The organism is Bradyrhizobium sp. USDA 4516 (genome assembly GCF_054055915.1).
In genome coordinates this window covers 5103872-5128228 of the sequence record NZ_JBSRXT010000001.1, presented here as the reverse complement: position 1 = coordinate 5128228, position 24357 = coordinate 5103872, and the positions used below count along the sequence as shown (strand labels likewise).

Here is a 24357-nt window from a genome sequence, read left to right as displayed (position 1 = left end):
CTGCAGGTCCTAGGGGTAATCCTAGGAGAAGCGCTATGACGATTTCGAGGGCGGAGGTGATCACGTCGGTCGAGCGGCGGCGCCGCTGGTCGCAAGATGAGAAGGAACGGCTTGTTGCAGCGTCGCTGGAGCCCGGCGCCAATGTTTCCGAGGTGGCTCGCGTGGCCGGGCTTCATGTGAGCCAGCTGTTCAGGTGGCGCAAGGAGCTTTGCAGGCACGGCGAAGCGAGCATAGCGCCGTTTGTTCCGGTCGAGATTGGGTCGTCCGCGCCACCGCGGGAGGTGGCCGAAGCGCCGTTGACGACGACGACGCGTCGACGCAAGAGCCACGGCATCATCGAGATTGATCTTGGTACCGGGCACCGCATCCGGGTCGATGGCGACGTTGATGGAGACGCGCTACGTCGTGTTCTCGATGCTTTGGTCCGCCGATGATCCCAGTTCCCACGGGCGCGCGAGTGTGGCTCGCGACAGGCTACACGGACATGCGCCGAGGCTTTCCGTCGTTGGCACTCCAGGTGCAGGAGGTGCTGCGCAAGGACCCGCTCAGCGGTCATCTGTTCGTCTTCCGCGGTCGCCGAAGCGATCTTGTGAAGGTGATCTGGCACGATGGCCAGGGAGCATGCCTGTTCACCAAGAGACTCGAGAGAGGAAAGTTCGTCTGGCCATCGGTTGCGGGTGAAGCTGTGACGATCTCGCCGGCTCAGATGAGCTACCTGTTGTCCGGAATCGATTGGCGTAACCCTCAAGAAACCCATCGGCCGACGCGGGTCGGATAGCCGCTTTTACGATTTGAATCTGCTGCTCGATCTGATTCAATGGCTTCATGACATCGAAGCCGGACGATCTTCCTTCTGACCTCGCGAGCGCCTACCTTGCGCTGCTGGCCGAGCGAGAGATGTTGCAGGCTGAGCGCGATGTCGCCGTCGCGGATGCCGCCAGTGCGCGGGCGGAGCTGTCGGACAACGAAGCGCTGATCGCACATCTTGAGCTGCGGATCGAGAAGCTCAAGCGCGAACTGCACGGGCAGCGATCCGAGCGCTCGGCACGGCTGCTCGAGCAGTTGGAGTTGGAGCTCGAGGAACTCGTAACCACGGCGAGCGAGGATGAGCTTACCGCTCAGGCGGCGGCGGCGAAGACGCAGAACGTCCGTCCCTTCACGCGTAAGCGGCCGGTGCGCAAGCCTTGGCCAGACGATATCGAACACGAGCGCGTCGTCGCTGAAGCTCCAACGACCTGCGCCTGCTGCGGTGGATCACGGCTGGCGAAGGTCGGCGAGGATGTGACCAAGACGCTGGAGGAGATCCCGCGCCGCTTCAAGGTCATAGAGACGGTACGCGAGAAGTTCACCTGCCGCGATTGCGAGACGATCAGTCAGGCGCCTGCGCCGTTCCATGCCACGCCGCGCGGCTTCATCGGTCCACAATTGCTGGCGACCATCCTGTTCGACAAGTTCGGCATGCATATCCCGCTCAACCGCCAAAGCGCGCGCTTCAAGAGCGAGAGGATCGACCTGTCGTTGTCGACGCTGGCGGACCAGGTCGGCCACGGGACCTTCGCGGTCATGCCGCTCTTCCACCTGATCGAACGCCATGTGCTCGCTGCCGAGCGCCTTCATGGCGATGACACTACCATCCGGATCCTGGCGAAGGGCAAGTGCACGACCGGACGGATCTGGACGTATGTACGGGATGATCGGCCCTTTGCCGGGCCTGCGCCGCCTGCGGCGGTCTATTACGCCTCGGGTGACCGACGAGGCGAGCATCCCCAGAAGCATCTGGCCGCCTTCGCCGGCATCCTGCAAGCCGATTGCTACAACGGCTTCGAGCCGCTGTTCGATCCGCAGAAGAAGACACTACCAATTACGCCGGCGTATTGCTTTGCCCATGCCCGGCGAGGCTTCTTCGAGCTGGCTGACATCGAGAAAAATGCTCGGGAGGGCAAGAAGGGTAAACCGGTCTCCCCGATCGCACTGGAGGCGGTCAAGCGGCTGGACGCGTTGTTCGAGATCGAGCGCGCCATCAACGGCTGTGACGCTGACGACCGGCGCGCCGTCCGCCAGGAACAGAGCAAGCCGCTTCTCGACGACATGCACGCCTGGCTGCTGCGCGAGCGCGAAACCCTCTCGCGCTCGTCCGAGGTCCTGAAGCCGATCAACTACATGCTCAGGCGCTGGGAGGGCTTCGCCCGCTTCCTCGACGACGGCAGGATCTGCTTGACCAACAATTGCGCTGAACGCGCATTGAGAGGCATCGCCTTGGGACGGCGCAACTGGACCTTCGCCGGCAGCCAGCGTGGGGCCAACCGTGCCGCCATCATGCTGACGATGATCACGACGTGTCGGCTCAATGACGTCGATCCAAAGGCCTGGCTTGCCGACGTCCTCACCCGTATCGCCGATCTTCCCACTTCGCGTCTGCACGAACTGCTGCCCTGGGAATGGAAGCTTCTGCGCCAGGCTGCAGAGCCCTCCGATCAGCGGGCCGCCTGATCTTCACCCAACGCCATCATAGCGCTCTCGAGACCCGCGCGCATGCGTCAATCGGGCGGCCCTCGTCGTGTGCGTACCTTTTCATAGACCTAGTGCACCTTTGCTCGGAGCAGGCGACCGCTCAGCGATCCTGTCTGTAACAATAAGGTCCAACTAGCGCTTGCTGCGAGCATAAAGACTGAGGGACGCGTTCGAAGGCAAATGATCGGATCTATCGGATCTCATGAAACGGGCACGAATCTTATCATTTCTGCCTATGTTTCATCGCTTTCGGCATTTGAGATTGTTCCGCCGAGGCTTCCTCTAATGATCGAAGTCGTCGACTGTTGGGGCACAAGCGGCACCAACACCACCTTGCCACCGCGCGCTTTGACAAACGCCGAACCAACGACGTGGTCTTCGGTATAGTCTGCGCCCTTGACTAGCACATCAGGCTGCAGGGCCTCGACAAGATCGATGGGCGTATCATCCTGAAAAATGACGACTAGATCGACCATGCGCATTTCACCAAGAAGATGAGCCCGTGCCTCTTCGCGCTGAAGTGGCCTCGACGGTCCTTTGAGCCGTCTTACGGAAGCGTCACCGTTGATTGCCACGATCAATTTGTCGCAAGCCTCAGCCGCCCGCCTGAGCAGCACGGCATGGCCGGTATGAAGCAGGTCGAAACATCCATTCGTAAAGCCTACCGTGAGACTCTGACGGCGCCATCGCTCGCGTTGATCCAACGCTTCACGCAACGTGACTAACTCGCCTCGCTTTTCCCGATTACTTCCGACCTCTTCGCCCAGTGCGGCGTAGACTTCGGGAAGTGTGACGACCGCTGTACCGACCTTACCCACAACGATGCCGGCCGCTGTATTAGCCAAGCTCATGATTTTGTTCACAGGTAGCCTGGCGCCGTAGCCGAGGGCGGACACAGCGAGAACCGTATCGCCGGCTCCGGAGACATCGAAGACATCCTGAGTCGCCGTCGACAGATGTAGCACCTGTCCGCCGGGTGAGAGGAACGACAGACCTTGCTCAGAACGAGTCAATAGAATGGAGGCGCCCGTTTGTTCAATCGCACGTCTGCCAGCGCGCTCGACTTCTACGTCAGTTTCGCATCGCATTCGGACGGCGTTCGCTAGTTCGTTTCGATTTGGCTTAATAAGGGTGGCGCCTCGGTAAATTTCAAGAGCGAAACGCTTCGGATCAACGATACATGGTTTGCCAGAACGCGCTGCACATTGGATTGTCTCCCGAATAACGCGATCCGAGCAGACCCCCTTCGCATAATCAGAGATCACCACCACGTCAGCCTGCACGGCGGCCATACGAACGGCGCCCATCAAATCCGCCTCGATCTCGGCTTTCACAAAGTTCGACTGCTCATGATCTATCCGGACGATCTGATGTGCGCCGCTCGTGACGCGGGTCTTACACGTCGTAGGACGATCCTTATCCACGACAATATCCATGCGCGCGCCTTCCAACCCTTCAAGCATATCGAGCAGGCGGGTGCCGCTGTCGTCCGCACCAACAACGCCCACAAGATCTGTTTCGGCTCCGAGGGCCGAGAGGTTGGCCACCACGTTAGCCGCGCCTCCTAGCGCGTCACGCTCGCGCTGTCGCAAGAGCACTGCGACGGGAGCCTCGGGCGACAATCGCTTAACGGTCCCGTCGAGATAGCGATCGAGAATAAGGTCGCCCACGACGGCAATTCGCAAACCGGAGAAATCAAAATGCATAATGTCCGACGCCCTGCCTATTTACTGGTTCCCTAGTCCACGGCACGAGAGAACGATCCAAGGATCGGTCAGCCGAAGCGATATGTTAGAGAATTTGTGTGAGCCAGACGCATGGTGTTGTTCTCTCGATGGTGCGGCATTGAGGTCGCGCCGCAATTGATGGGGCCCGGATCGTCCGCTCACGGGTTTTGAGTCAATCTCGATGTGACGGTCGCCGAGCAGAAGGTTCAGTGCCAAGATGTCTTCGGACAAATCCTTACCCATCACAAATCGCCCGGCAGGCGGCAAGTAGGAGTTAGTCTTCGTCGAATCGAAGAGTTCGTGTATCGGCCCTGCCATCCATACCTCCGATCTTTGCCGACTTTGTCGCAAACAAACTGGCGGATGACCAGCGAGCCCGGGTGAAGCAAGCTACTGTTGTTGCTCGGCATCACACGATTGCCTCGCCAATCGTTGAAAGGGCCACCGCGGCGTAGATTTTCGGCGATCCGCTTCGCATGCTGATTTTAGTTTCGTCGCCGGTATGCCAAACGCTATTGAGCACTTTCGACAATGCATCATCGAGCTGCATCGGATGACCGATGGAGGCGATGCGACTGTCATGATCGGCGAGGGACGAGGTAGACATCCCAAGGGAATGGCAGAGCTCCATCCAACGTTTCTCATATCGCCTGGATAGTGGAATGCAAACCGATATTTCAGCTTCGACCCTTTCAGTTAAACCACGCGTCAACTTGGCTCGGACCGCTTTCGCCGATGACGCTCTTTCGCTAGCCACAGCTCTGATGTTCTCTTACCCGCTATCTCTATGTTTTTCTTTCGGATGCTCCAGATAGGCATCGCTGCCGCACATGATCTGCACCATGTTGCCAACAATTTGACCATTGCACTTTCCTTGGCTAGGCAGTTTAAAAGGGCTGGACTCCTAAGTCTCCACCTTGATCGCAGGAGCTGGGGCTCGACGCACATGGCCATGTTGCTCTCCAAAGTTGTTGCCAGGCGTTGCGCGCCTCCATGCGCGAGCTTATTTCGTTCTCAAAACTTGGCACCTTGGCTCGGGAAGGAGGCGTATGTCACTGTGTACACTCAGCCTTACCCGTTATCTGCATCTTGGCAATGGCTGTGCCAACACCGCCGGCCCTCACTAAGCGCTTGATGCACTTTGAAAACGCTCTATTGCGCTCGAATACGAACACTGTTTTAAACCTGACAGGCTCATCGCCGTTGTCGACAACCTGACACTTAGAGCGGTTCACGGATTTATTGAATCGGTGCGATTCCAGATTTGGCGCGAATATGATTCCGAGATGCTTGGGTGGCCTGGATGCTAGGATCCGATGGCCCGACCAATTTCCAATGATCTGCGTAAACGCGCGTCGCGGCAGTTGCAAAGAGCCGTCGTTCGATGGCATCGCGGTTTGGGGTTGCGGTGGTGGCAAGGAACCCACGCAGCTGATGGCGGCGACGCTTTTCTCCTGAACAGCACAGTTCACGCATCGCCACGATGCACCTGGAACACATTCTTCGCCAGATCCAACCCGATTGTGTTAACTTCCAACATGGGCGCGAACCTTGCGTCGCCTGCTGATCATCGGAGCCCACGCCACTGTGCGCTGGGCCATGCCCTGCGCGAGGGCGCGCGCTTCGAACGGCCGCGACGGCCGCTGATAGAGCACTGAGCGGTTGTCGCGGCAGGCCTTGTGGCCCAAGGCGCAAGCAATCCAGCTGGACCGACCGATGATGATCAGGTTCTCATCCGGTCGATCCACTCGCCGGCCACGAGCTTTTGGAACAGCGGCTTGTCAAGTTCGCACTCCGTCTTCATGTCGATATCCTCGACGACGGCGTTTTGCCGGAGGCTTGCGACGAACGACCGGCCGTTTGTTTTTGCGTTCGTTCGCCTCACGGTCGAGGAGCAGCGCGAGACGATGCGGCAGGCTATGCTTTAGTCTGGCTTGCCGCCGAGATCTGGCCGAACTCAGCGGCCTGCCGCTCGAACAGACCGCGATAAGTTCCGCCGGGTCGCTTGCTCAGCGCAGCATGCGTGCCCTGCTCGACTATTTTGCCGCGATCGAACATCAGGATGCGATCGAGGCTGCGCACGGTCGACAGCCGGTGCGCAATCACGATCGAGGTTCGTCCTTTCATCAGCCGCCCAACCGCCTGCTGGATCGCTGGATCAGCGCGTCCGATTCCGAATCAAGGCCCGAGGTCGCCTCGTCCAGGATCAACACCGGCGCGTCCGCCAGAAAGGCGCGGGCCAGCGCGACGCGCTGTCGCTCGCCGCCCGACAGCTTTACGCCGCGCTCACCCAGCGTGGCGTAGCCCTTCGGGCGTGTAGGATGAAGTCGTGCGCATTGGCGAGCCGCGCCGCCTGCTCGATCGCCGCGGCGCCGGCGCCGGGCCGGCCATAGGCGATGTTCTCGGCCAGCGAGCGGTGGAACAGGATCGGCTCCTGTTGCACGACCGCGATCTGGCTGCGCAGCGAGTGCTGTGTCGCCGTCGCGATATCCTGCCGTCGATTAGGATCCTGCCGCTGGAGATATCGTAGAGCCGCTGTACCAGCTTGACGAACGTAGTCGTGCCCGAGCCGGAGCGTCCGACCAACCCGACGCGCTCCCCCGCACGGATGTTGACCGACAGCCCGTCATAAAATGGCACACGATCCCGCCGTAAAGGAAGGTCACATCCTCGAAGGTGATACGTCCGCCCTCGATGTCGATCCGCTTCGCGTCAGGCACATCGACAACACCGATCGGCTCGCCATGGATAGCGGTCAGTTCCTCCATGTCGTTGACCGAACAGCTGCAGATTGTTGATGTGCATCCCAACGTCACGCAGATAGGCATGGACGACGTAATAGCTCGTTAGCACGTAGGTCACATCGCCTGGCGAAGCGCGGCCGGCGATCCACAACAGGCACCTCCAATCACGAAGGTGCGGGAACACGGCAGCATCACAAGCTGCGCCATGTTGCTGGCATTATAGCGCAGCCAGGTGCGCCGCACCCGCGTTGGCCAGCGGTTGACGACGCCATCAAGGCGCGCGCCCTCTTGCGCCTCCGCGCCAAATGATTTCACCACTGCGTTGCAGGTGAGCGCGTCCGTCAACGTGCCGCCGATCTTGGTGTCCCAGGCGTTGGAGACGCGCGCCGCCGGCGCGATGTAGCCGATCGTCAACGCCGCCGTCAGCGCGACATAGATCACCGCGCCGAGGGCGATCACGCCTAGCACTAGCCAATGGAGACCGAGCAGGACCATCCACCCCACAAGCACCGCCGGCGACGGCAACAATGCCATCAGGATCGTGCGGTTGAGCAGGTCGAGCACCCACATGCCGCGCGTGATCTTGCGCACAGTCGAGCCGGCGAAGGAGTTGGCGTGCCAGTCAGTCGAGAACCGCTGCACTCGCATGAACATCTCGCGCGCCACGCCCGAGATCATCGTCAGCGTGAACGGAACGATTGCCTGCAGGCCGGCGAGACGCAGGACGATCGATGCCGAGCCGAGCGCGACGATACCGCCGAAGGCGACCAGCGCCGTATGTCGCGCCGCGGGGGCGGACGGACCTGACATCAATGCATCGACCAGATGGCCAGAGTAGACCGGCATGAACAGGTCGGCCGCCGCTGCGCCGAGGAAACTGACGAGCACAATCGTGACGCGTACAGACTGCTTGAGCCAGTGGAGGAATACAAACGCGAGCACCACGCGGATCGCGGTGGATCGTTTGTCTTCTTGAACAGCCATGGAACGAGCGGTGCGTGCCGCATGCGGCCTAGGACTCTTTCGATGCAGATGAGGTGCGCTCAATGCTTGGCGCTCCGAGGCGACGCAATAATGCCCGCAATCTGGGCCACGACAGACTTCTTCTGCCCATTTCACCTCTCTTTGCGTAACGGTTCAATCTTTTGAGGGTGCACCACCGTATGCGAACGCCGATCTGAGGCATTGGCCGGCCCTGCGCGATCAGTTCGAGAGTTTGTGTGAGCCTCGGATCGACGCCATTCGTCTTCGCCCGTCTGCTGACGCGTGGGGACGGCCGGTCGGTCGGCCGCCGCCGTGGCTGAGTGCAAATGGTGCATTTTGATGGCGGAGGAGTCGTTCAGCATTTTCGTGCAGACTGTCAGGATGTTTGCGTTAGGGATCTCGGTGCGACTTCACCTGAACGATCGCTTCCGCGTTGATCGGGCCGGCGGTCGTCGCAATCTGAACCTCCAACCCGCCGCGAACGGTTCAGCGCTATGCTCGATAGTCTTTAGTGCCACGGGCCCGCCGAAGAGACAGACGAATTGGCCAGTGAGTAATTCCACTATTACCCCTTTTTATACCCTTTCTCATGTTATCTCTTCCAGCGCTTGCGCTTAAACCCATTTGAAAACCCACCTTGCGGAGCCGCACAAAGAGACGCGTAGAAAGTCTTCCCCGCTGTATAATTGGGCCGACGGTCGAACCTACAGGGACATAACGTGCTTTTTTACTTTGTCCCGGATGGGCTCAGGAGCATCTGGCGATTCCAGCGTCACCTCAACCGACTCGAGCGCGCGGTCCTTATTTCCGCTCTCGTAGCAATACGGGGCGACTGGCTCATATGACAGGTAGTTGGAGCCATCGCCGCGTGGCGGATAACGTACTGCCAAGACGGGTTCGAATAGTCCATTGCTCATCGCAAAGCGGTCGGCCCGCCGGAACTGAGAGTTCTCATTCGCCGTACTAGAGAGCTGATGGATTGCCTCGGCCATCCACAACTCAGAGTTTTTCTCGATCACGGCAAAGCAATTGACGTATAACCGACAGGCCGCTTACGAAGCAACAAATCCGCGTGCAGCACGGCGACGTTCACGTCATCCGGCAGAACAGCGACAGCCTCTTCCGCCGAAATCGCCTTCGGCCAATCCAGCGCCTTCATCGCCAACGTAAGTTTGGCGACGATCAGCGACGATCGGCTCAGTCAAGGCTCGCTTGCGCGAACGATCGCGCCTGGGTCGGACAGCAACTTGCTGACACCCGACAGCGAGGCTACGCGACCTGCGTTGGAGAGATAGATGAAGGCCTTGCCGCGATCGCTGTACCGGTGAAGCTTTCGAGCGGAATGGTTTTGCGCTCCGTGGCCATGACCGGCCCTCTACAGCGCATCATGAACGACCAATTGGCTGACAGGCTCCGAGCTCTGCGCGGTACGGCCGATACGCTCGCGGTGTCGCTTTCTATCAGAGGGCAATTGAAACGGAAATCGAGATCAGCCGCCGCTGAGAAACCTGACCAAGTTTCACGTCGCTATGCTCCATAGCGCCGGGGCATCCGCGCGGCCGATCACGAAAGGTGTTGGAGCTTTTGTCCCGCAGTCTGACAAGGTCAATCTTTGCTCCTCTCAGGCCATAGCGAAATGCTAAGAGGAAGCAATGGCCTATCCGCCCTGCACAAGGACATCGCCTCGTCCTTGCGGCCCGGGAGCCCCTCGCTCCGAGCGACATCTCGAGTGGGCGTAGATTGCCCATGCCCGGGGCGGCCAGCCATGAGCTATGACTTCACGGCACGTTGAAGACGCCGTCACTCTTGCTCCTGGATGGGTCCACTGGGAGGGCGACGTAGCGCCGTCGAGTCCGAAAGCGATTGAGGCAACATCGGCGGTACCGAGGTCGACCTGGAAGCATCTGATAGGCAGATCAAGGGGACCGAGCGATATCCTCGTCGTCAAAGCGAGCCCCTTTGAAGATCGTCCACTCCGCGAACTGCTCCACCTCAAGTTGGCGCTCGCGGCGATCTGGCCGGCAATGAGGATTTGTTGATCACCGGCCAGCACGATCTCTTCCTTTAGCCGCACTCGTCCAGAGCAAGTAAATTATCCTTCCAGACACCGTCAGAGCGGGTTTGCAAGAATTTGTTACCGGCGGCACTAATCCGCACCTCGACCCAAGCTGTTGCCCCACCCTCGGCCGTGTAGAAGCGGTGAGTTCCTTGCTCGATCATGCGGACAACGTCAGGAACTGTATCCTTCCATCGCCCCGCCCCGTTCGGCTTTGGCCCACCTACGTGCGTGATGTGCTCGTGGGGGCTCTTACGATTCGGCTTATTGACGCAATCGATCCTGCAGTCGACCATTACGACTATACCCTTCACAAAATATGATGACCCGTCCGAAGCACCGAGTCATTGGGTTCTAAAATGCAGCCAGCTAGATTCTGACAGAACTAGCGGGCTTCGGCCCTGTTTTGAGAATCCGTCACCAGCGCCCGGAGCGAGGTCCCATTCGATCGGAATGCCCGCCGCGGGCCGCCGGCAGCCTTCCATAAAAAGACATCCCGAGTCCCGATCGCTTCGCAGAGCATCGGTTCGCGCGACGGCCATTCAGAAATGACCGATAGCAAGTCAGTAGCTGAACAGCTGCCTCTGCGATCGGCGGGCGCCTGCGCGGATCACTCTGTTGCTGGGCGCAAACTGAATGCGCAGCCAACGTCTGTTCAGTCGCAGGCCGAACTAGTGCCGACGGACTGTTGGATCAGCGGCACCTTACAAGGCCTTCGCGCGATCCCTTTTTGTCATTGTTGATTGTATACCGCTCCGGCCTGTGACCGACATTGATGTGTAAGTTGTCTGGATAGCAGTAGCCGAGCGCGGCAAGCCAACAAAGGATTTTTTCTGTACGTAACGTACAGGTCCGTCGCTGCTGGGGTGTTGCCTCCAATTTGTTCTATATGCGCACCGAAGCGCCCCTTGTAGTTCTTCCGGTAAATTCCACGTAGGATCGCATCGGCCAATGTATTTGCTTGTTCATGGTTCGACCTGCAGCCACTTCTCCAATTGAAGAGCAGCACTCATCGATTCATTATCGCTTGACTTGGTAATGAGGTGTCTTGTCGAGGGCACGATATTCGGCTACTGGAGGCTCGCCTGCCACTGGCAATAATCGCGTAGCATCACCGCTGCGACGGCATGATTCTATGTCAAGCACCACCGATCGAGACAGGATCGTGGCTAACAGTACTGGCGCTCAATCTCGATCCTCAAGTGTTCGCCGGTTATTCAAACCAGCCAGTCGTCAACCGCAATATCCCCTCGACCAGGTGCAATATCGACCCGTCCGGCTCACCATGCGTGACTTCGTAGACGCCTTTGTCCACCGTCCAGCGACCAGTCCACATGCGAAATCGGGAACCCACATGGCAAATGACGCGTGCTATTCTGCCGAGGATCTTGGCGATGCCTTTCCCTCTAAAATCTCCACGGATCCAAGTATCCCCATGGTAGGCAATTTTCCCGGGCATCTTCTTCGCGCTTGGCGCTGTACAAGTACAATGGTCCCGAGGATGAGCATGTATGGCCGGATCAGTGTAAAATGCCTTTAAGGATTGAAGATGTTCTGAAAAGTTGCTGCGTGAAGGATCAGACAATCGGGCAGCCTGTACAAGGGCGAGCTTGTTCTTCCTGTAAACGCCCATGCTCCAGTAGCCCTCCCCGGTTCAATTGCAGAGCGCTCGGGCCTAAAATTAGGATATGTCGGCCGCTTTGTCGGGGTCGCCCGTGTGATCGAACATATTGCCGAAAATCGAAACCTGTCGAAAGCCTGATTTCTATTAGGGCCGCGGCGGCCTCATATACCTGCAGAAGGCGTGAGACGTGCAAGGGATTCAGCACGCCTTTCATCACTGCACTTTATCCTCTCTTGATCAGCGGCACCCACGGTGTGCGTTACCGACTCGCGGTTCATCATTAATCACGGATCGGTGCACCTACCTGTTCTGGTGAGTCAGTTTGTATTTGATGATTGAGAAAGTGGTGGTGAATGCTTCAATCATCGTCGTTTCCGTGCAAGACAGAAGTCTTTGAACAAGCCGGTTTTTTTCGTCAAGTGAACCGCTTCGCGTTCTGACCGGCCACTGTTTATTAGGAAGGAGCCAGCCCGGCCCGGGCATGGGCCCCTGTTCGGGACTTTTCAAAGGAGGAAGTCAGCACCCGCACTGCGCCAGCGGCGGTTTACACCGGCGCAGAAGCTCCGATCGTCAATGAGACGCTCAACCGGGCATGTCGATCGGCTAAGTCGCCCGTCGCTATCGCCCCGATCCGACTTGCGATGGAGACGGCTGTGAGCGAAGGAAACAAAGAAGCGATACGTAGGGACAACGACGATGTGGTCGCCGCGTCCGAACCTAGCGTTCAGGATGGGCTCGATACCTCGAACGCCTGCTGGGCCACAAGACCACAGGGCGAGGTCCTCAAGGAGATTCCTGACATTGCGTCCTAAAAACCGACTTATTGTCGAGATCAGAGGCACCGGAGGATACGTTGTGAACGGACCCAGAGACCCTCAAGGTTGCCCGCTCCGACCTATGCGAGACTGACGGCGCATTAGGAAACGCCATGTCGCTCATGCAAGGCCAATACTTACCGGCTCCGTCGCTAAACGCACGCTCATATGCAGTTGGAGTATAACTGTCTGCCGCGTACCCACGTTGGTCCGCTACCCCGGTATTGAACGCAATATGTGATCGTGAGGCTGCAGGGGCAAAATGGGCCAGCCCCCGACGTCATGAGACCCATCATTTCGGCTGCTACCATCACTTTTGGTGTTGGCTTTCCAAATGGTGAGGCTGCCGACTGAAAACGCCGGCCTTGGGTCAGGCCCAACTCGCAAGAGGAGCTGAATCATGAACATCACGGCACCGGTCCGTCACACTAATTACAGCTTAACCCGGGCGACGATCTGAACGACCTTCGCATGTCTGAGGTCGTGCGGCCGTTGTATGACCGCGCGCGAGAATTCATTCGCGAGACCGTGGAACCGATTTCGGATGAACTTGAGAAGCTTCCTGAGAACGTAGCCGACCGCTGGATCTTCATTCCAGCTTATCTCGAACTGCTGGAGAAGGCGAAGGCAATCCTCCACTTTTTGCTGGGCGTCCGCAAGAGACAGGAACCAGTGGGCGTTGAGGCATTCGGCCCGGAAGCGGCCATTGAAGGCCTCGATGAACGCGTTGTCGGTTGGTTTGCCGGGCCGCGAGAAGTCCATCGTGACGCCGCGCTGGTAAGCCCACGGATCAAGATCGCGCGACACGAACTCGCTGCCTTGATCGCCCCGGACTCGTTGCGGGGAAGCCCACTTACCGCGGGGCGCTACGCCCCCTCATCCGCCGAATCGCGGAGTTCTAAGGCTTTGCCCATTAATCTCTCCCGCAGCCTGTACCGCCATGGAAAACTGCGTATGGTGAGAGTCTAGGCATACGCGACGACAACTCACTGCCGATCGGCGCCTATCGTGACCGGGCTGCGCGGCTCAGGACCAGCAGTCTAACCGCCCTGACAAACACTCCCTTGAACTGGAATCGGCTTCTCGTGGCGATCAAGGCGAGCTCTCAACTCCTCACTGGTCAACCAAATAAGCCAATCGTCGTCAGTAATTCCTTCGTCCACGAGCCGCAATATCGAGCCTCCCGGCTCATGATGCAGATATCCGTATTGCGCAACGACGCCCTTGTCTATCAGCCAGCGCGCCACAAGCGCACATACGAAATCCGGATCCCATTTGGCATAGGCTAGCCCGAACGCTATTCCTGCCATGATCTCGGGCATGCCCTTTCCTCTGTAGTCTTCTCGTACCCACAAATCGCCGTGGTAGGCTAGCTTGCCGGACATCTTTCTTGCACTTGGCGCAGCGCACGTACAATTGTCCTCGGGATGCGCATGCTTCGTCGGCTCCGCGTAGAACGCCATTAGGGATTGAAGATGTTCCGCAAGGTTACTGCACGAAAGATCGTAGAGCCGAACGGCCTGCAGCGCCGCAACGTCGTTGTTCCTATCGACGCCTACCATCCAGAATCCTTCGCCTGGTTTAATCTGCGATCTATCCGGCCGGAAATTTGGATATGTCGGCCCCTTAGTCGGGGTGGCGCATGTAATGGCGACGTAGTCTTGAAAGTCAAATCCGATCGAAAGCGTGATGCCCTTTCGCGCGGCGCCTTCATCATACACTTGAAGAAAGCGTGAGACGCGCAGTGGATCAACCAAGTGTTTCATTCTGCATCTTGTCTTCGCGACGAACTACGTAATAGGCGGAGAGCTGCGTTAGCAGCTCACAGCATGCTCGCGCTCATGTCGAGCCCACGCCGGATGAGCGGCCAACGAGATCGGAACTGGATCCGTCCAATGTTTCTGCCAAGGAAAGCTCGAATATATCGAGGCCCTGGTTTAGGGTCTCAAGGTCGATTGTGAGCGCAGGAAGAAACTTTATAACCTGGTTGCTTGGGCCGCATCGTTCGATCATCAGTCCCTTCTGAAATGCCTTGCGAGCCGTCGCTTCGGCTATTTCGGCCGCTTTGCAATCAAAACCCAGCGCCATGCCGCGCCCTCGAACGCTAAAATGATGTCCACGTTTGGACGCGATAACATCAAGACGGCGGCGCATAGCCTCTCCCATGTGCCGGACCCCTGCTGCAAAGGTGCGACTGCGCCAATAGATGTTTATCGCCGCGGTCGCAGACACAAGCGCAAGATTGTTTCCTCGAAAAGTGCCTGTGTGTTCTCCTGGCCGCCAGGAATCGTGCTCCTCTTTGATCAGCAACATTGACAGTGGCACCCCGTAGCCGCTGAGCGACTTCGACATCACGACGATGTCCGGTGAGAGGCCCGCGAACTCGAAGCTGAAGAATTCTCCGGTGCGACCGCATCCCATCTGGATATCGTCAACTATGAAAAGGGCACCCACACTTTTCGCTATGGCCTGAATCGACTGTAGCCATTCCTTGCGGGCGACGTTAATTCCGCCCTCCCCCTGCACGGTTTCGACGAGAATCGCGGCCGGAGCGTCGATGCCACCGCTATCGTCCGACAACAGGGCGCCTAAATACTCAGCCGTATCAACAGCTGGCCCGAGAAAGCCGTCATAGGGCACGAACGTTGCACCAGACAAAGGGATGCCGCAGGCCGCACGATAACTACGACGAGCGGTGACGGCGCTCGCCCCCAAACTCATGCCGTGAAACCCGTTCGTAAACGAAATGATGTTCTGACGTCCTGTCACTTTGCGCGAGAGCTTCAAGGCAGCTTCAATGGCGTTAGCACCTGTCGGCCCCGTAAACTGGAAACGATATCGCAGACCTCGTTCTCGAAGTATGACCGCGTTAAACGTCTCCATGAATTCGAGCTTTGCGGGAGTGGCCAAATCAAGCCCGTGGACTACGGCGTCCGATGCAAGGTATTCGGTGATGGCCGCCCTGATCTGGTGATTGTTATGGCCATAGTTCAGCGCGCCTGCACCAGAGAGAAAATCAATGATCTTTCGGCCATCATCAGTGAGCATGATGGATCCGCGCGCCCGACTGAACACTGCCGGAAACGAAATCGGGTATGAGCGGACATTAGATTCCAGACTCTGCAAAGCGGTTTCGCTGCGTGGCTCATCAGTTACTCGAGCTAGGGCATTCTCTACAAGCAAGCGGTTCAAGAACAAGCACGCCTTCCACTGGTTGCGCTGGTTATCGCTAAAGTGAGTCGCCCTCACGCCCGCCGGCAGCACTCATGCTGCACGAAGCGGGTTGAGAACGGCTCCGCTCACCTAACTCAGACCTGGCCTGAACGGACCTACCAAAAATGGTAGTTTCGAGGTGGCACCGAGCCGGTAAGACTCACACGGATCACGGGTGCGCAGCTGATTTCACGAGAACTGCCATGGCGTTAGCCGCGGCCGACAAAATCGTGAATCCCGGCCTCTAGAAGGGGCCACGGGACGATCCGAATAGATTTTTGGGACTGCCGTCGTGTCAGGCGCCGCCTGGCCGACAGCAAGCGGTCTCGCTATCCGCACAAGGCAGGCCAGCACGGCCGACAGCGGCTGCTCACACGCACCGCCAGTTTTGTGGGCCTTTATCAGTTCGCAATTGACCGCAGGTAATCACGAATTTCGGTTCGCTAAGATCGAGCCGTCCTCTTCGATCACCGCACTCGTACGGCTTTGCCGCTCAGCAAAGCAGATGGTGGCTTAAGATCTGACCTCGATCAGATTGCGCCCTGTTCTGTAGACGGCTCCCCGGGATGGGCTGGTCCAGCGCAGATCCCTGGGGCTCTGTATTGCTGCGACGACCCTGAACGGGTTTCAGAGGAGGAGGCGATCTGAGTACATCAGCTCAAGCGGCTAAGTTGCAGCTGATCGAGCCATTGATGCACGACGAGCCATGCTATCGATGCAGTCGCCGAGCCGCTTGATGTAATCCGTTCGCTCCCGCAACGGACGTCGCATGATAAACGAGGGGTGTTCCAACCGCACCAGCCGCGGCCCCGACTTCTCTCCTGCGGCTGATCTCGTGTTCTTCACTCGTATCAGTGCATCACCCACAATGGAACTCAACCCAATCACAACGTCGGAATCTCCAAGGCTCCAAAGCTCATGACGCTCGAGCTCGTCGACGAGTTCGGCACATGAGGGGTAGCGCTCGCGGCCCTGTTTGTCGAACAGCGCACGGGGGATGACGTTGTCAAAGGAAATCGACACCGTCTTCGGCAAGCCGGCCGCCTCGATGGCACCACGCAGAAAATTGCCGGATCGAGAACTTGGTGAGAAAGCCGGGAACGGCTTATCAGTTGCTGGATCGAACTTCCTGCACGGGCCCAGAAACAGAACCGAAGTTTTTCTTCTCATCGTCGTCGCTGCTCCCGCATGATCGCCGCCAGATTCTGCTTCACCGTGGCCACGGATACCTCGCCGAACTGAAGACCGGTCGAGAAATTGAACTCGTCCCGGTCAGGCGAGAACGACTCATCATCGAGACTGTCCGCGTATTTCAGCATGGCTTCCGGCGAATACCCAGCCATAATCAATCGCTGCCAGTCTGGCGTGCCCGGATAAGGCCGGTACTCAAAAACGCTGCAACGAAAACGGCCAGGTAATCCCTCGGTCAGATCCCAAAGACGTCTGATCAGGTCCAAGGTCGCCTGGTGTTCACCGCGCGCCTCAGTAGGCAGCCCAAGTATGAAGTATCCCTTAACGTGGATCCCCCTGCGGCAAAGCCGGACCACGGCTTGGACGACCTGGGCCACGCTGATCTTCTTGTCAACATGCGAAAGCAGGCGATCGCTCCCTGTTTCGATGCCGAGCGCCACTTCCCGGCAGCCAGCCTTGGACATCAACGCCAGTAGGTCATCTGCCGCCGAGGCCAACACGTTGATCCGCCCCGTTGCATCCCAGCTCATGTCGAGAGATTCGTCTAGGAACGCGTTTAAGGTCGTTCGCATCAATCGCGTGTTCGCCAGGAAGAGGTCGTCCACGAACCTGATCCTTTGCACGCCGTATGAGGATCTGAGCTGCCGGATTTCGGCCGTGAGGCCCTCTGGTCGGCGCATCCGGACCGTCACATCTGGGTTGCTGCTGATCGCCGCGCCGCAAAACGAGCAGTCGAAGGGGCATCCCCGCGAGGCCACCATTGCCGATTCCAGGACACTGCCGTCCATGTAAGGATCCTGCTGCAGGAATCTGCGGTCCAACAGCGGCATTGCATCCAGGTCTGGCGCGAGAAGAAGGGGGTCCTTTGCCCGAACAACAGGCATGATCGCCCGGCCAGCCTCGCGCCAATACACCGCCGGCAGTTCGCGCCTGGTCTCAAGGTCGGCCAGCAATCGAGGCACGCGGGTCTCTGCCTCGCCAAGTACCAAGGCGTCTATCCGTGGAATCCGCACGTCCTCTAGAATGGCGCGCGGCATGGCTTTGGCTTGGTGGCCGCCCAGCATTACCGAGATACCGGGATCTAGGAGCTGCAACAGGCTGACGCTGTGGACGTAGGTCGGCGCAAGCAAATTCAATCCGACCCATCGCGGTCTAGCCTCATTGATGAGCGCCGCAATTTTGGACAAACCAAGGCCAAGGGCCTCGGCATCCAAGACATCAACCGCTAATCCCGCCTGCTCTGCGCAGGTTGCGATGTAGCCCAACCCAAGGGTCGGAAGCGTGAAGTCATTCCTGCGCGGTGAGAGATCGTAATTCTTCAATGGCGAGTTGACCAACAGGAGGTCGGCGTCAGCGGTGACCTTCCAATCAGTTTTCATGTTGAGCGAAACTTCGCCAACTCAGAGCTGATCTCAGCCGAAAGTTGGTCCGCGATGGTGCTCTTGTCTACCGAAGCGTCGACGGTACTTACGCGATGCCCGCGCTGTTCGAGCAGCGCCGAACCCGCGTCATACAGTGCGATCTCCCGATTGATGTCGAGCCGATCCTTGAACCAGTCGGACCTGCCGGGCCGGCTTCGTCGCCGCTCCGCCAGTTCGCCGGCTTCGAGCCGCAGAACGATCGTGAGGGATGCGGCCAGCAGAGGACGATTGATCGAGTAGAGATATTCGATCGGCACTCCGGCAAAACGCTGATAGACCAAGGTCGACAGGACGTAGCGATCACAAAGCAGCGGTCGAGGAGCGACTTCTCGCAGCTCCGCTCTTGCAGCCGCGGCGGCCAGCGCAAGCGTGAGCGGGCGATCAGGATCAGCGGCCAGATCTCTGATGACGCGCCCCCAACGGCCACTGTCATTATTGCTGGCCACCTCGATAAGGGTAGCCGCTCCCGTGAGCCGTTCCGCAGTCGCTCGCAATAGCGTCGTTTTACCGACGCCGCTCGGCCCTTCCAACGCGATTATCGGCAACCATTGTTTCTCGCGCTCGGAGCCGCTATCCGTCATCGTGCTCAACTCAGTCCATCCCGGCGCATATCTGGACGATCGTCAGCATCTCGGCTGTTGGGCAAATCTCGCCACGTCATAGCTCAACACCCGTCGTTCACCCGTTGCCAACGATCGCGCCTTGCCTACCCGGCCAGGCTCGACAGCGATCGAACTATCCGGACGATTGCGCAGCGATGGCATAGCCAAGGCGAATCCTAGCCATCATCGCTCCAAGCAATTGCGGAACGTACTAGGGATTTCCCTAGCTTCTCGCCGCTTGCGACCAACCTTGACCAAGCGCTATCAACAACAGGACGGACTCGCGCCGAGTAGGTCCGGTCAACGCCATTGCCCAAGTGAATAAGATGCCGATCCTTCGTCCTGCGCCCGCAGATATTCCCGCCGAGCTTCGCGTAGTGGTTGACTACCGCAAATCCGGCCTCAGCCTTAATCACGTGGTGGGATGTCCACTTGATTGCGGATACTGCGTGCGACATCTGTTCCACAACTTTGGTATGAAGCAGCCTCGTCTGGTGATGGACGACGTGGAGGCCGTGGACCGATTGGTCGGGCACTGGGCGTTTCGCCCAGGCACAACTCCGCTGCAGATATTCAATCGCGCGACCGATCCGTTTCTGCCGGGGGTTAAGGAGCACCTGTTCGCAACCCTTGAAGAACTGGATCGAAGGCGCCTTACCAATCCTACCCTGGTGATCACCAGGTGGAAGATTGAGCCAGACGATGTCGCACGCCTGGACAAGCTGAAGTCCCTTCGCCTGACTGTGTTGGTCACCTGGTCGGGCATCGAGGACGATCGGATCGAGCCGGTCGCCAGTTCCATTGCCGAGAATTCGATGCAGGTCCTCAAGGCGGCCGCCGTGCGGACCAAGTCGATCCTCTACTGGCGCCCGGTCATTGCCGGCCTCAACGACACGGCGCACCATCTGGAGCGAGCGCGGGAACTATCGTTTTTAACCGATGCAACGGTATTTACCGGCCTTTTTCATCGTCAGGAGATCAGAGACTATTTCCGCGATGTGGGCGTTGGCGACCTCTATCCGTCCATCGCACGCCGCAAGATCCTGCCCGCCGAGACCGAACAACGCATCATTGCTGCTCTCGCGGGGCGCCCGCTGTTCCGAAAGACCTCGTGCGGCGTCGCCTATGCGCATCGGACGACGGACTACAACGGACATTTTGGAATTCGTGAAATCTGCGATATTTGTCCTGTCGAACAGGTCGAACGATGTGCATCGTCCCACCGGAAGCCTGACCTGACCGCAATTAGCAAGCTGGCAGAGCTGGCCGAGCTCGATGTCACGTCTATCGACGTGAACGACCGGCGAATCGAGGTTGAGGGAAGTACCGAGCAACAGCGCTATTTCATGCAGCACTCATTGAACTTTCAGGTTCACGATCAGGGAAGCCCGCATTTCTATGGACGTCACGGCCGGGCGGAGGTCGGATGGGATTAGATCGCTTCTGCGTCGTCGACGTCGAAGGCAACGGCGGCTCGCCGCCGGAAATCGTCGAACTGGCGATGATTGAGCTAAAGGGGCTGGTTCTGACCGACCAACGACGCCATTGGCTCATTCAGCCCAGCCGACCCATAACACCGTCAGCGAACCGGATCCACGGCATTACCGACGCCGACCTGGCCGGCGCACCGGCCATCGAAGACATCGCCGAAGACATCATGGATTGGCTGTCAGACGTACCGATCGTGGGTCATAATGTCCGGATCGAATTCGACATCTTGACGCGATCTTTGGATGGATGGCGACCACCCGCGGCGATCGACACATTGAAGCTGGCAAAAAAACTACGCCCCGGTTTGGCTTCATACGGCCTTGAGAATTTCGGACGCGAACTAGGCCTTGCCGAGAAGGCAGCCGAACTCACCGGACGCAGTCATCATTCCGCGCTATATGATGCGACATTGACTGGCCTGATCTTCATCCATCTTCTTTCTCCGCTTTCGAGCGAACAGCGCGCAGCAGCAATCCAGGATGCCGATATCCTTAATCCGAGCCAGGGGTCTCTGCTGTGACCAGACCAATCGTAAAAGTCGCCATTACGGGCACCCATTCGACGGGCAAATCGACTTTTCTCGACGAGTTGGCGGGGCGGCTGCATGATCTGGATCTCAAAGTGACCCGGATCGGCGATATCCCGAGCGCAGCCGCTCGCGCCGGCTTTCCGATATTGAGGAACCACACGTTCGAGAGCACGCTGTGGCTGATCGCCGAATGCATGCGACAGGAGGCCGCCGCCTCGCTCAAGCACGACATCATCCTCGTCGATCGACCTGTCTCTGACGCACTTGGTTACCTGCGTGCTGCCTTGCAGCTCTCTCGGCGCGAGCTGCCCGCTCGCCGTCTCAATGCGCTTTTAGCCATCATCGAGGCGCACACGCCGGATTACGATGTCCTGATCGCAACGCAGCTCGACCAGAACATCCCGCTGGGCCCCGGCAGAGACACCGACGATGAGCTCCGCCGGTCGGCCGCAGAGCATATCGAACTTCTGACTTCGAAGATCGCGCCGTCCGCACCGAGACTCACTTTAGCGAACCGAAGCGACATACTCGAAGAGACCATCGCCCGAGTGTCAGGGCTTGTGCGGGGCGCAAGTCTTCGATGAAGTTGGGACGGATCGGACTCGGATGCATGGCTCTTAGCGGCATCTATGGAGCCGTGCCCCGCGAGCGCGCCATCGCCTTGATCCATCGTGCTGTCGATCTCGGGGTCACCCATTTCGACACCGCGGAACTTTACGGACCATATGCGAATGAGGAATTGCTCGCAGAAGCGCTCGGCTCCAGTAAGAAGGACGTCGTGATCGCCACAAAATTCGGCTATCGGCTCGATAGCGGCAAGATAGTCGGGCTCGACAGTGCACCTGCCAAAATTCGTCCAGCGGTGGAGGGCTCATTGCGGCGGCTGCGCCGCGATCATATCGACATTCTGTATCAGCACCGGCAAGATCCTTTGGTACCGGTCGAAGACGTCATCGGAGCGATGTCCGACTTGGTCCATGAGGGTAAGGTCCGGGCTCTAGGCCTATGCGCCGTCGACCATCAAACCCTCCGAAGAGCTCAGACGGTCGCTCCGATCGAATTCGTCCAGAATGAATACTCCCTCATCAACCGTACCCCTGAAGACGACCTGCTCCCCCACCTAAATGCGAGCGCCGTACGGTTCGTCTGCTATTCGCCCCTTGGCCGCGGCATCTTGACCGGCAACGCGTATCCCTTTTCCGGTCCGTCCGATTACCGGCGCAACGACGCTCGCTTCGAGGAGGGCAACCTCCTCGTTTTTCGAGAGCGTCTGCGAGCACTTTGGGAGATTGCGCAAGCACATGCGGCAGCTCCCGCCGCTGTGGCACTTGCATGGTTGCTTTCCAGGAGAGAGAACGTCCATGTCATTCCGGGACCGAAAACAGTTGAACAGCTTGAGGATTGCCTTTCGGCCGCTCGCCTTTCGCTGACCCGCTCTGAGATCGCACAATTGGGCGACCTGACCTCAAAGTCTCATTAAGCTCGCGCACTCACATTTGCTGCGATGCAGCTGATGGATTCAGTGAGATCTCGAAAAGCCTGCCGCCGACGATCATACGTTTTCGCCAGTCGCGGGCGGTCCTAGCACGAGCTCGGTGATACGCTGTTAGAAGAGAGGCTATGGCTATTGTCCCGAGCAGGCTCCATGTTGATGCACGCGGCAATCGATGTGTCGATCATTTGCACAGCGGCATCATGGGGGCAGCTGCCAAAGCCTTCATAATTGCCGCCCACACACCTGCTCGTCGCCAGCGAACGAAGCGATTGTAGCAATGGTATGCGGGCCAAAGGCCTCCGGAAGATCGCGCCATGGTGCCCCCGACAAGATGCCGTTCAGTACCCAGCGGTCATTCACCCGCGGTACGCCGCGCGGCTTGTTCGGCAACATTGGCCTTATGGCAGCCCACTCCCCGTCGGTGAGTTCGTGGCGCATGATTCGAGCCCCCAGTTTGGGAGTTTGAATCACAGTTCGGAGCGCAGGTTCAATGCGACCTTGCCGCCTAGGGATTTGGACGCTATCCGCCTGGCAGCAGACCTATTATGCTCACATTGAGTTTTGTCGAGTTTGACCCATCTCGGGAGTGGAAGTGCACGGCAACTGGTCCCAGGTGCGCACGCCGCCCGCAAAGGTGAAGGCCTAGTCGGACTTTGTTCAAAGATTCTTTTGAGAGCGGGCGCGCTACGAAGCTGGATGTCCCGCGAGGTGCGACCACGACCCACCGGCGGCCGAACCCGGCGCTGGGCCTTCGCTGCGTCGGAGATGCAATGCCGAGCATCAACCACTTTTCTCGTTATCGATGTCGACGGATGCTCGATGGTGATCCGCGTCAGTGTTGTCTCGATAGAGTCGCTCCGTGAGAAGCCACCTTTCGAGCCGATCGACAAGCGGCCCTCGGAAGTGAACAGAGGCAACGAACACGGGGAGCACCCACTCATGTTCAATCTCATTCGCGGGGTTCGCTTCCGCTGCCGCTCTCGCCTCCGCTCTTGTCGCCTCTTCAATCGCCACGACACCTTGGATGACTCTTGGAGCGATTGTGACCATGTCTGCCGCCGGGTCCCGCAGAACTGTTACCGCTGCAGTTGCAGCAGCGATCGCAGCAACTACCGCGGCGTCTTTCACTACATCGAGTTTCACATCGTCCTCCAGCGCAGCTGGTCGATGTCTCGTGAGCCATGCATGGATTTTGACCAGCCATGGAGCCTGAAATCCAACGCGGAGTCCGAGACCAATAGGTATTTCAAATCCACGATCAAAATAAGCGTGCTGGGTGATGGCTATTGCGAAGGCGAAAAGAACCGCAAGCGTCCCTTGAGAGAAGTCGCCCGGTGGCACCGACGCGCCCATCGCAAGTTTGGCGGCGGGCTGCGCGAGCAGTATTCCACCTAGGCCCGCCAAGAACTTGATCACGCTCCAAACCGCCACCAACCCTATCTGCCGAACATAGATTGGTGCGGTTGCTGACCCTGATAGTCCGCTTAGCACATATGTTAGCAACTGGGGCGCGACGCCGAGATAAACAATAGTGCCCACCAACAAAAGTTCGTCCTGGACGTTTGTCAACATTCCATGAATGGCTTGCAGCGTCTCTACGAAGGACGGGCCCAAAACCTCCGTAACTCTTTGACCTTTCTTTTCCGCAACAACGTACAGGGCGAAAAAGATCAAAAAGAAAAGAGAGAAGATATACCAGATAGCATAAATCTCGTGAGGGTAATTCCTTCTCATTCCGGAATTGGTTACGAAGAGCATCGCAAGTATCACCGAGAGGAGTCCGTAATCCATGGTCATTACTCCGGAACAGCTCGCTTAGATTGTAGATCGACACGCTAGGCTAACCAACGGCCGATATCGTGTGCTTGCTTACGTCTCGGTGGAGCAACGCAACGTGCGCAGCTTCCACCGAAACGACAGGAGTTTGCAGCTCACTAGTGCCGTTGGCGGCCGT

At 58.4% G+C, this 24357-nt stretch carries 19 protein-coding genes and 3 pseudogenes; 8 read left to right on the top strand and 14 right to left on the bottom strand.

Annotation, left to right across the window (positions count from 1 at the left end):
• Positions 1–35 precede the first annotated feature (35 nt).
• Genes tnpA through tnpC form a run of 3 tightly spaced genes read left to right on the top strand, consistent with a single transcriptional unit; the run spans position 36 to position 2490 of the window.
• Positions 36–434 carry an IS66-like element accessory protein TnpA gene (tnpA, locus tag ACVI1L_RS23590; RefSeq protein ID WP_057016786.1) on the top strand — a complete coding sequence of 133 codons (399 nt, stop codon included), beginning with the start codon at positions 36–38 and terminating at the stop codon, positions 432–434.
• A complete protein-coding gene (gene tnpB, locus ACVI1L_RS23585) occupies positions 431–778 on the top strand; it encodes an IS66 family insertion sequence element accessory protein TnpB (RefSeq protein ID WP_057016787.1) in 348 nt (115 codons plus the stop codon). The genes tnpA and tnpB overlap by 4 nt, the downstream gene beginning before the upstream one ends.
• Before the next feature lie 47 nt (positions 779–825).
• Positions 826–2490 carry an IS66 family transposase gene (tnpC, locus tag ACVI1L_RS23580; protein WP_456783919.1) on the top strand — a complete coding sequence of 555 codons (1665 nt, stop codon included), beginning with the start codon at positions 826–828 and terminating at the stop codon, positions 2488–2490.
• 254 nt (positions 2491–2744) lie between these two features.
• Here tnpC and ACVI1L_RS23575 read toward each other — a convergent pair whose 3' ends face one another.
• The 5 genes and pseudogenes from ACVI1L_RS23575 to ACVI1L_RS23555 all read right to left on the bottom strand — a co-directional run bounded on the left by ACVI1L_RS23575 (position 2745) and on the right by ACVI1L_RS23555 (position 9131).
• Positions 2745–4217 carry a PfkB family carbohydrate kinase gene (locus ACVI1L_RS23575; protein WP_456783918.1) on the bottom strand — a complete coding sequence of 491 codons (1473 nt, stop codon included), beginning with the start codon at positions 4215–4217 and terminating at the stop codon, positions 2745–2747.
• 430 nt (positions 4218–4647) lie between these two features.
• The gene (locus ACVI1L_RS23570) at positions 4648–4869 is read right to left on the bottom strand and encodes a hypothetical protein (RefSeq protein WP_456783917.1); all 222 of its coding nucleotides are present in this window, start codon (positions 4867–4869) and stop codon (positions 4648–4650) included.
• 1286 nt (positions 4870–6155) lie between these two features.
• On the bottom strand, positions 6156–6365 hold the full coding sequence (locus ACVI1L_RS23565; protein ID WP_456783916.1) for a hypothetical protein: 210 nt from the start codon (positions 6363–6365) through the stop codon (positions 6156–6158).
• 41 nt (positions 6366–6406) lie between these two features.
• Positions 6407–7966: pseudogene (locus tag ACVI1L_RS23560) on the bottom strand (ABC transporter ATP-binding protein); the annotation flags it as partial.
• A 1015-nt stretch (positions 7967–8981) separates the two neighbouring features.
• Positions 8982–9131 (bottom strand): hypothetical protein, encoded by a 150-nt coding sequence (locus tag ACVI1L_RS23555; protein ID WP_456785687.1) that lies wholly within the window; start codon positions 9129–9131, stop codon positions 8982–8984.
• On the opposite strand from ACVI1L_RS23555, the gene ACVI1L_RS23550 reads away from it, so the two are divergent.
• Positions 9063–9506: an IclR family transcriptional regulator domain-containing protein gene (locus ACVI1L_RS23550; protein WP_456785593.1), complete on the top strand. Its 444-nt coding sequence runs from the start codon at positions 9063–9065 to the stop codon at positions 9504–9506. The genes ACVI1L_RS23555 and ACVI1L_RS23550 overlap by 69 nt on opposite strands.
• A gap of 524 nt (positions 9507–10030) precedes the next feature.
• Here the strand turns inward: ACVI1L_RS23550 and ACVI1L_RS23545 are convergent.
• The 7 genes and pseudogenes from ACVI1L_RS23545 to ACVI1L_RS23515 form a co-directional block, all read right to left on the bottom strand.
• Positions 10031–10318, bottom strand: a complete 288-nt coding sequence (locus ACVI1L_RS23545) for a DUF3892 domain-containing protein (protein WP_456783915.1) — start codon at positions 10316–10318, stop codon at positions 10031–10033.
• A gap of 2773 nt (positions 10319–13091) precedes the next feature.
• Positions 13092–13304: pseudogene (locus ACVI1L_RS23540) on the bottom strand (integrase core domain-containing protein); the annotation flags it as partial.
• 197 nt (positions 13305–13501) lie between these two features.
• Positions 13502–14227, bottom strand: coding sequence for a hypothetical protein (locus ACVI1L_RS23535; protein ID WP_456783914.1), 726 nt, complete (start codon positions 14225–14227; stop codon positions 13502–13504).
• Positions 14228–14300: 73 nt separating this feature from the next.
• Positions 14301–15644, bottom strand: coding sequence for a diaminobutyrate--2-oxoglutarate transaminase (gene ectB, locus ACVI1L_RS23530; protein ID WP_456785592.1), 1344 nt, complete (start codon positions 15642–15644; stop codon positions 14301–14303).
• Between the two features lie 696 nt (positions 15645–16340).
• Positions 16341–16844, bottom strand: coding sequence for a hypothetical protein (locus ACVI1L_RS23525; protein WP_456783913.1), 504 nt, complete (start codon positions 16842–16844; stop codon positions 16341–16343).
• A complete protein-coding gene (locus ACVI1L_RS23520) occupies positions 16841–18244 on the bottom strand; it encodes a B12-binding domain-containing radical SAM protein (protein WP_456783912.1) in 1404 nt (467 codons plus the stop codon). Before ACVI1L_RS23520 ends, ACVI1L_RS23525 begins: the two co-directional genes overlap by 4 nt.
• Entirely contained in the window at positions 18241–18867 is a 627-nt protein-coding gene (locus ACVI1L_RS23515) for a dTMP kinase (protein WP_456785591.1), read from the bottom strand. The genes ACVI1L_RS23520 and ACVI1L_RS23515 overlap by 4 nt, the downstream gene beginning before the upstream one ends.
• 347 nt (positions 18868–19214) lie before the next feature.
• Between ACVI1L_RS23515 and ACVI1L_RS23510 the strand changes: the two genes are divergently transcribed.
• Genes ACVI1L_RS23510 through ACVI1L_RS23495 form a run of 4 tightly spaced genes read left to right on the top strand, consistent with a single transcriptional unit; the run spans position 19215 to position 22388 of the window.
• Positions 19215–20324, top strand: a complete 1110-nt coding sequence (locus ACVI1L_RS23510) for a radical SAM protein (RefSeq protein WP_456783911.1) — start codon at positions 19215–19217, stop codon at positions 20322–20324.
• Entirely contained in the window at positions 20315–20899 is a 585-nt protein-coding gene (locus ACVI1L_RS23505) for a 3'-5' exonuclease (protein WP_456783910.1), read from the top strand. The genes ACVI1L_RS23510 and ACVI1L_RS23505 overlap by 10 nt, the downstream gene beginning before the upstream one ends.
• Positions 20896–21492, top strand: coding sequence for an AAA family ATPase (locus ACVI1L_RS23500; RefSeq protein ID WP_456783909.1), 597 nt, complete (start codon positions 20896–20898; stop codon positions 21490–21492). Before ACVI1L_RS23505 ends, ACVI1L_RS23500 begins: the two co-directional genes overlap by 4 nt.
• A complete protein-coding gene (locus tag ACVI1L_RS23495; RefSeq protein ID WP_456783908.1) occupies positions 21489–22388 on the top strand; it encodes an aldo/keto reductase in 900 nt (299 codons plus the stop codon). Before ACVI1L_RS23500 ends, ACVI1L_RS23495 begins: the two co-directional genes overlap by 4 nt.
• Before the next feature lie 159 nt (positions 22389–22547).
• Here the strand turns inward: ACVI1L_RS23495 and ACVI1L_RS23490 are convergent.
• Positions 22548–22841, bottom strand: a pseudogene (locus tag ACVI1L_RS23490) (transposase); the annotation flags it as partial.
• A 342-nt stretch (positions 22842–23183) separates the two neighbouring features.
• Positions 23184–24194 carry a hypothetical protein gene (locus ACVI1L_RS23485; RefSeq protein ID WP_456783907.1) on the bottom strand — a complete coding sequence of 337 codons (1011 nt, stop codon included), beginning with the start codon at positions 24192–24194 and terminating at the stop codon, positions 23184–23186.
• Between the last annotated feature and the right edge of the window lie 163 nt (positions 24195–24357).

What these genes read in the sequence shown, in the direction of transcription:
- tnpA (WP_057016786.1), top strand. Translation starts at nt 36, where the DNA reads ATGACGATTTCGAGGGCGGAGGTGATCACGTCGGTCGAGCGGCGGCGC.
- tnpB (WP_057016787.1), top strand. Translation starts at nt 431, where the DNA reads ATGATCCCAGTTCCCACGGGCGCGCGAGTGTGGCTCGCGACAGGCTAC.
- tnpC (WP_456783919.1), top strand. Translation starts at nt 826, where the DNA reads ATGACATCGAAGCCGGACGATCTTCCTTCTGACCTCGCGAGCGCCTAC.
- ACVI1L_RS23575 (WP_456783918.1), bottom strand. Translation starts at nt 4,217, where the DNA reads ATGCATTTTGATTTCTCCGGTTTGCGAATTGCCGTCGTGGGCGACCTT.
- ACVI1L_RS23570 (WP_456783917.1), bottom strand. Translation starts at nt 4,869, where the DNA reads ATGGAGCTCTGCCATTCCCTTGGGATGTCTACCTCGTCCCTCGCCGAT.
- ACVI1L_RS23565 (WP_456783916.1), bottom strand. Translation starts at nt 6,365, where the DNA reads ATGAAAGGACGAACCTCGATCGTGATTGCGCACCGGCTGTCGACCGTG.
- ACVI1L_RS23545 (WP_456783915.1), bottom strand. Translation starts at nt 10,318, where the DNA reads ATGGTCGACTGCAGGATCGATTGCGTCAATAAGCCGAATCGTAAGAGC.
- ACVI1L_RS23535 (WP_456783914.1), bottom strand. Translation starts at nt 14,227, where the DNA reads ATGAAACACTTGGTTGATCCACTGCGCGTCTCACGCTTTCTTCAAGTG.
- ACVI1L_RS23525 (WP_456783913.1), bottom strand. Translation starts at nt 16,844, where the DNA reads ATGAGAAGAAAAACTTCGGTTCTGTTTCTGGGCCCGTGCAGGAAGTTC.
- ACVI1L_RS23520 (WP_456783912.1), bottom strand. Translation starts at nt 18,244, where the DNA reads ATGAAAACTGATTGGAAGGTCACCGCTGACGCCGACCTCCTGTTGGTC.
- ACVI1L_RS23515 (WP_456785591.1), bottom strand. Translation starts at nt 18,867, where the DNA reads ATGACGGATAGCGGCTCCGAGCGCGAGAAACAATGGTTGCCGATAATC.
- ACVI1L_RS23510 (WP_456783911.1), top strand. Translation starts at nt 19,215, where the DNA reads ATGCCGATCCTTCGTCCTGCGCCCGCAGATATTCCCGCCGAGCTTCGC.
- ACVI1L_RS23505 (WP_456783910.1), top strand. Translation starts at nt 20,315, where the DNA reads ATGGGATTAGATCGCTTCTGCGTCGTCGACGTCGAAGGCAACGGCGGC.
- ACVI1L_RS23495 (WP_456783908.1), top strand. Translation starts at nt 21,489, where the DNA reads ATGAAGTTGGGACGGATCGGACTCGGATGCATGGCTCTTAGCGGCATC.
- ACVI1L_RS23485 (WP_456783907.1), bottom strand. Translation starts at nt 24,194, where the DNA reads ATGGATTACGGACTCCTCTCGGTGATACTTGCGATGCTCTTCGTAACC.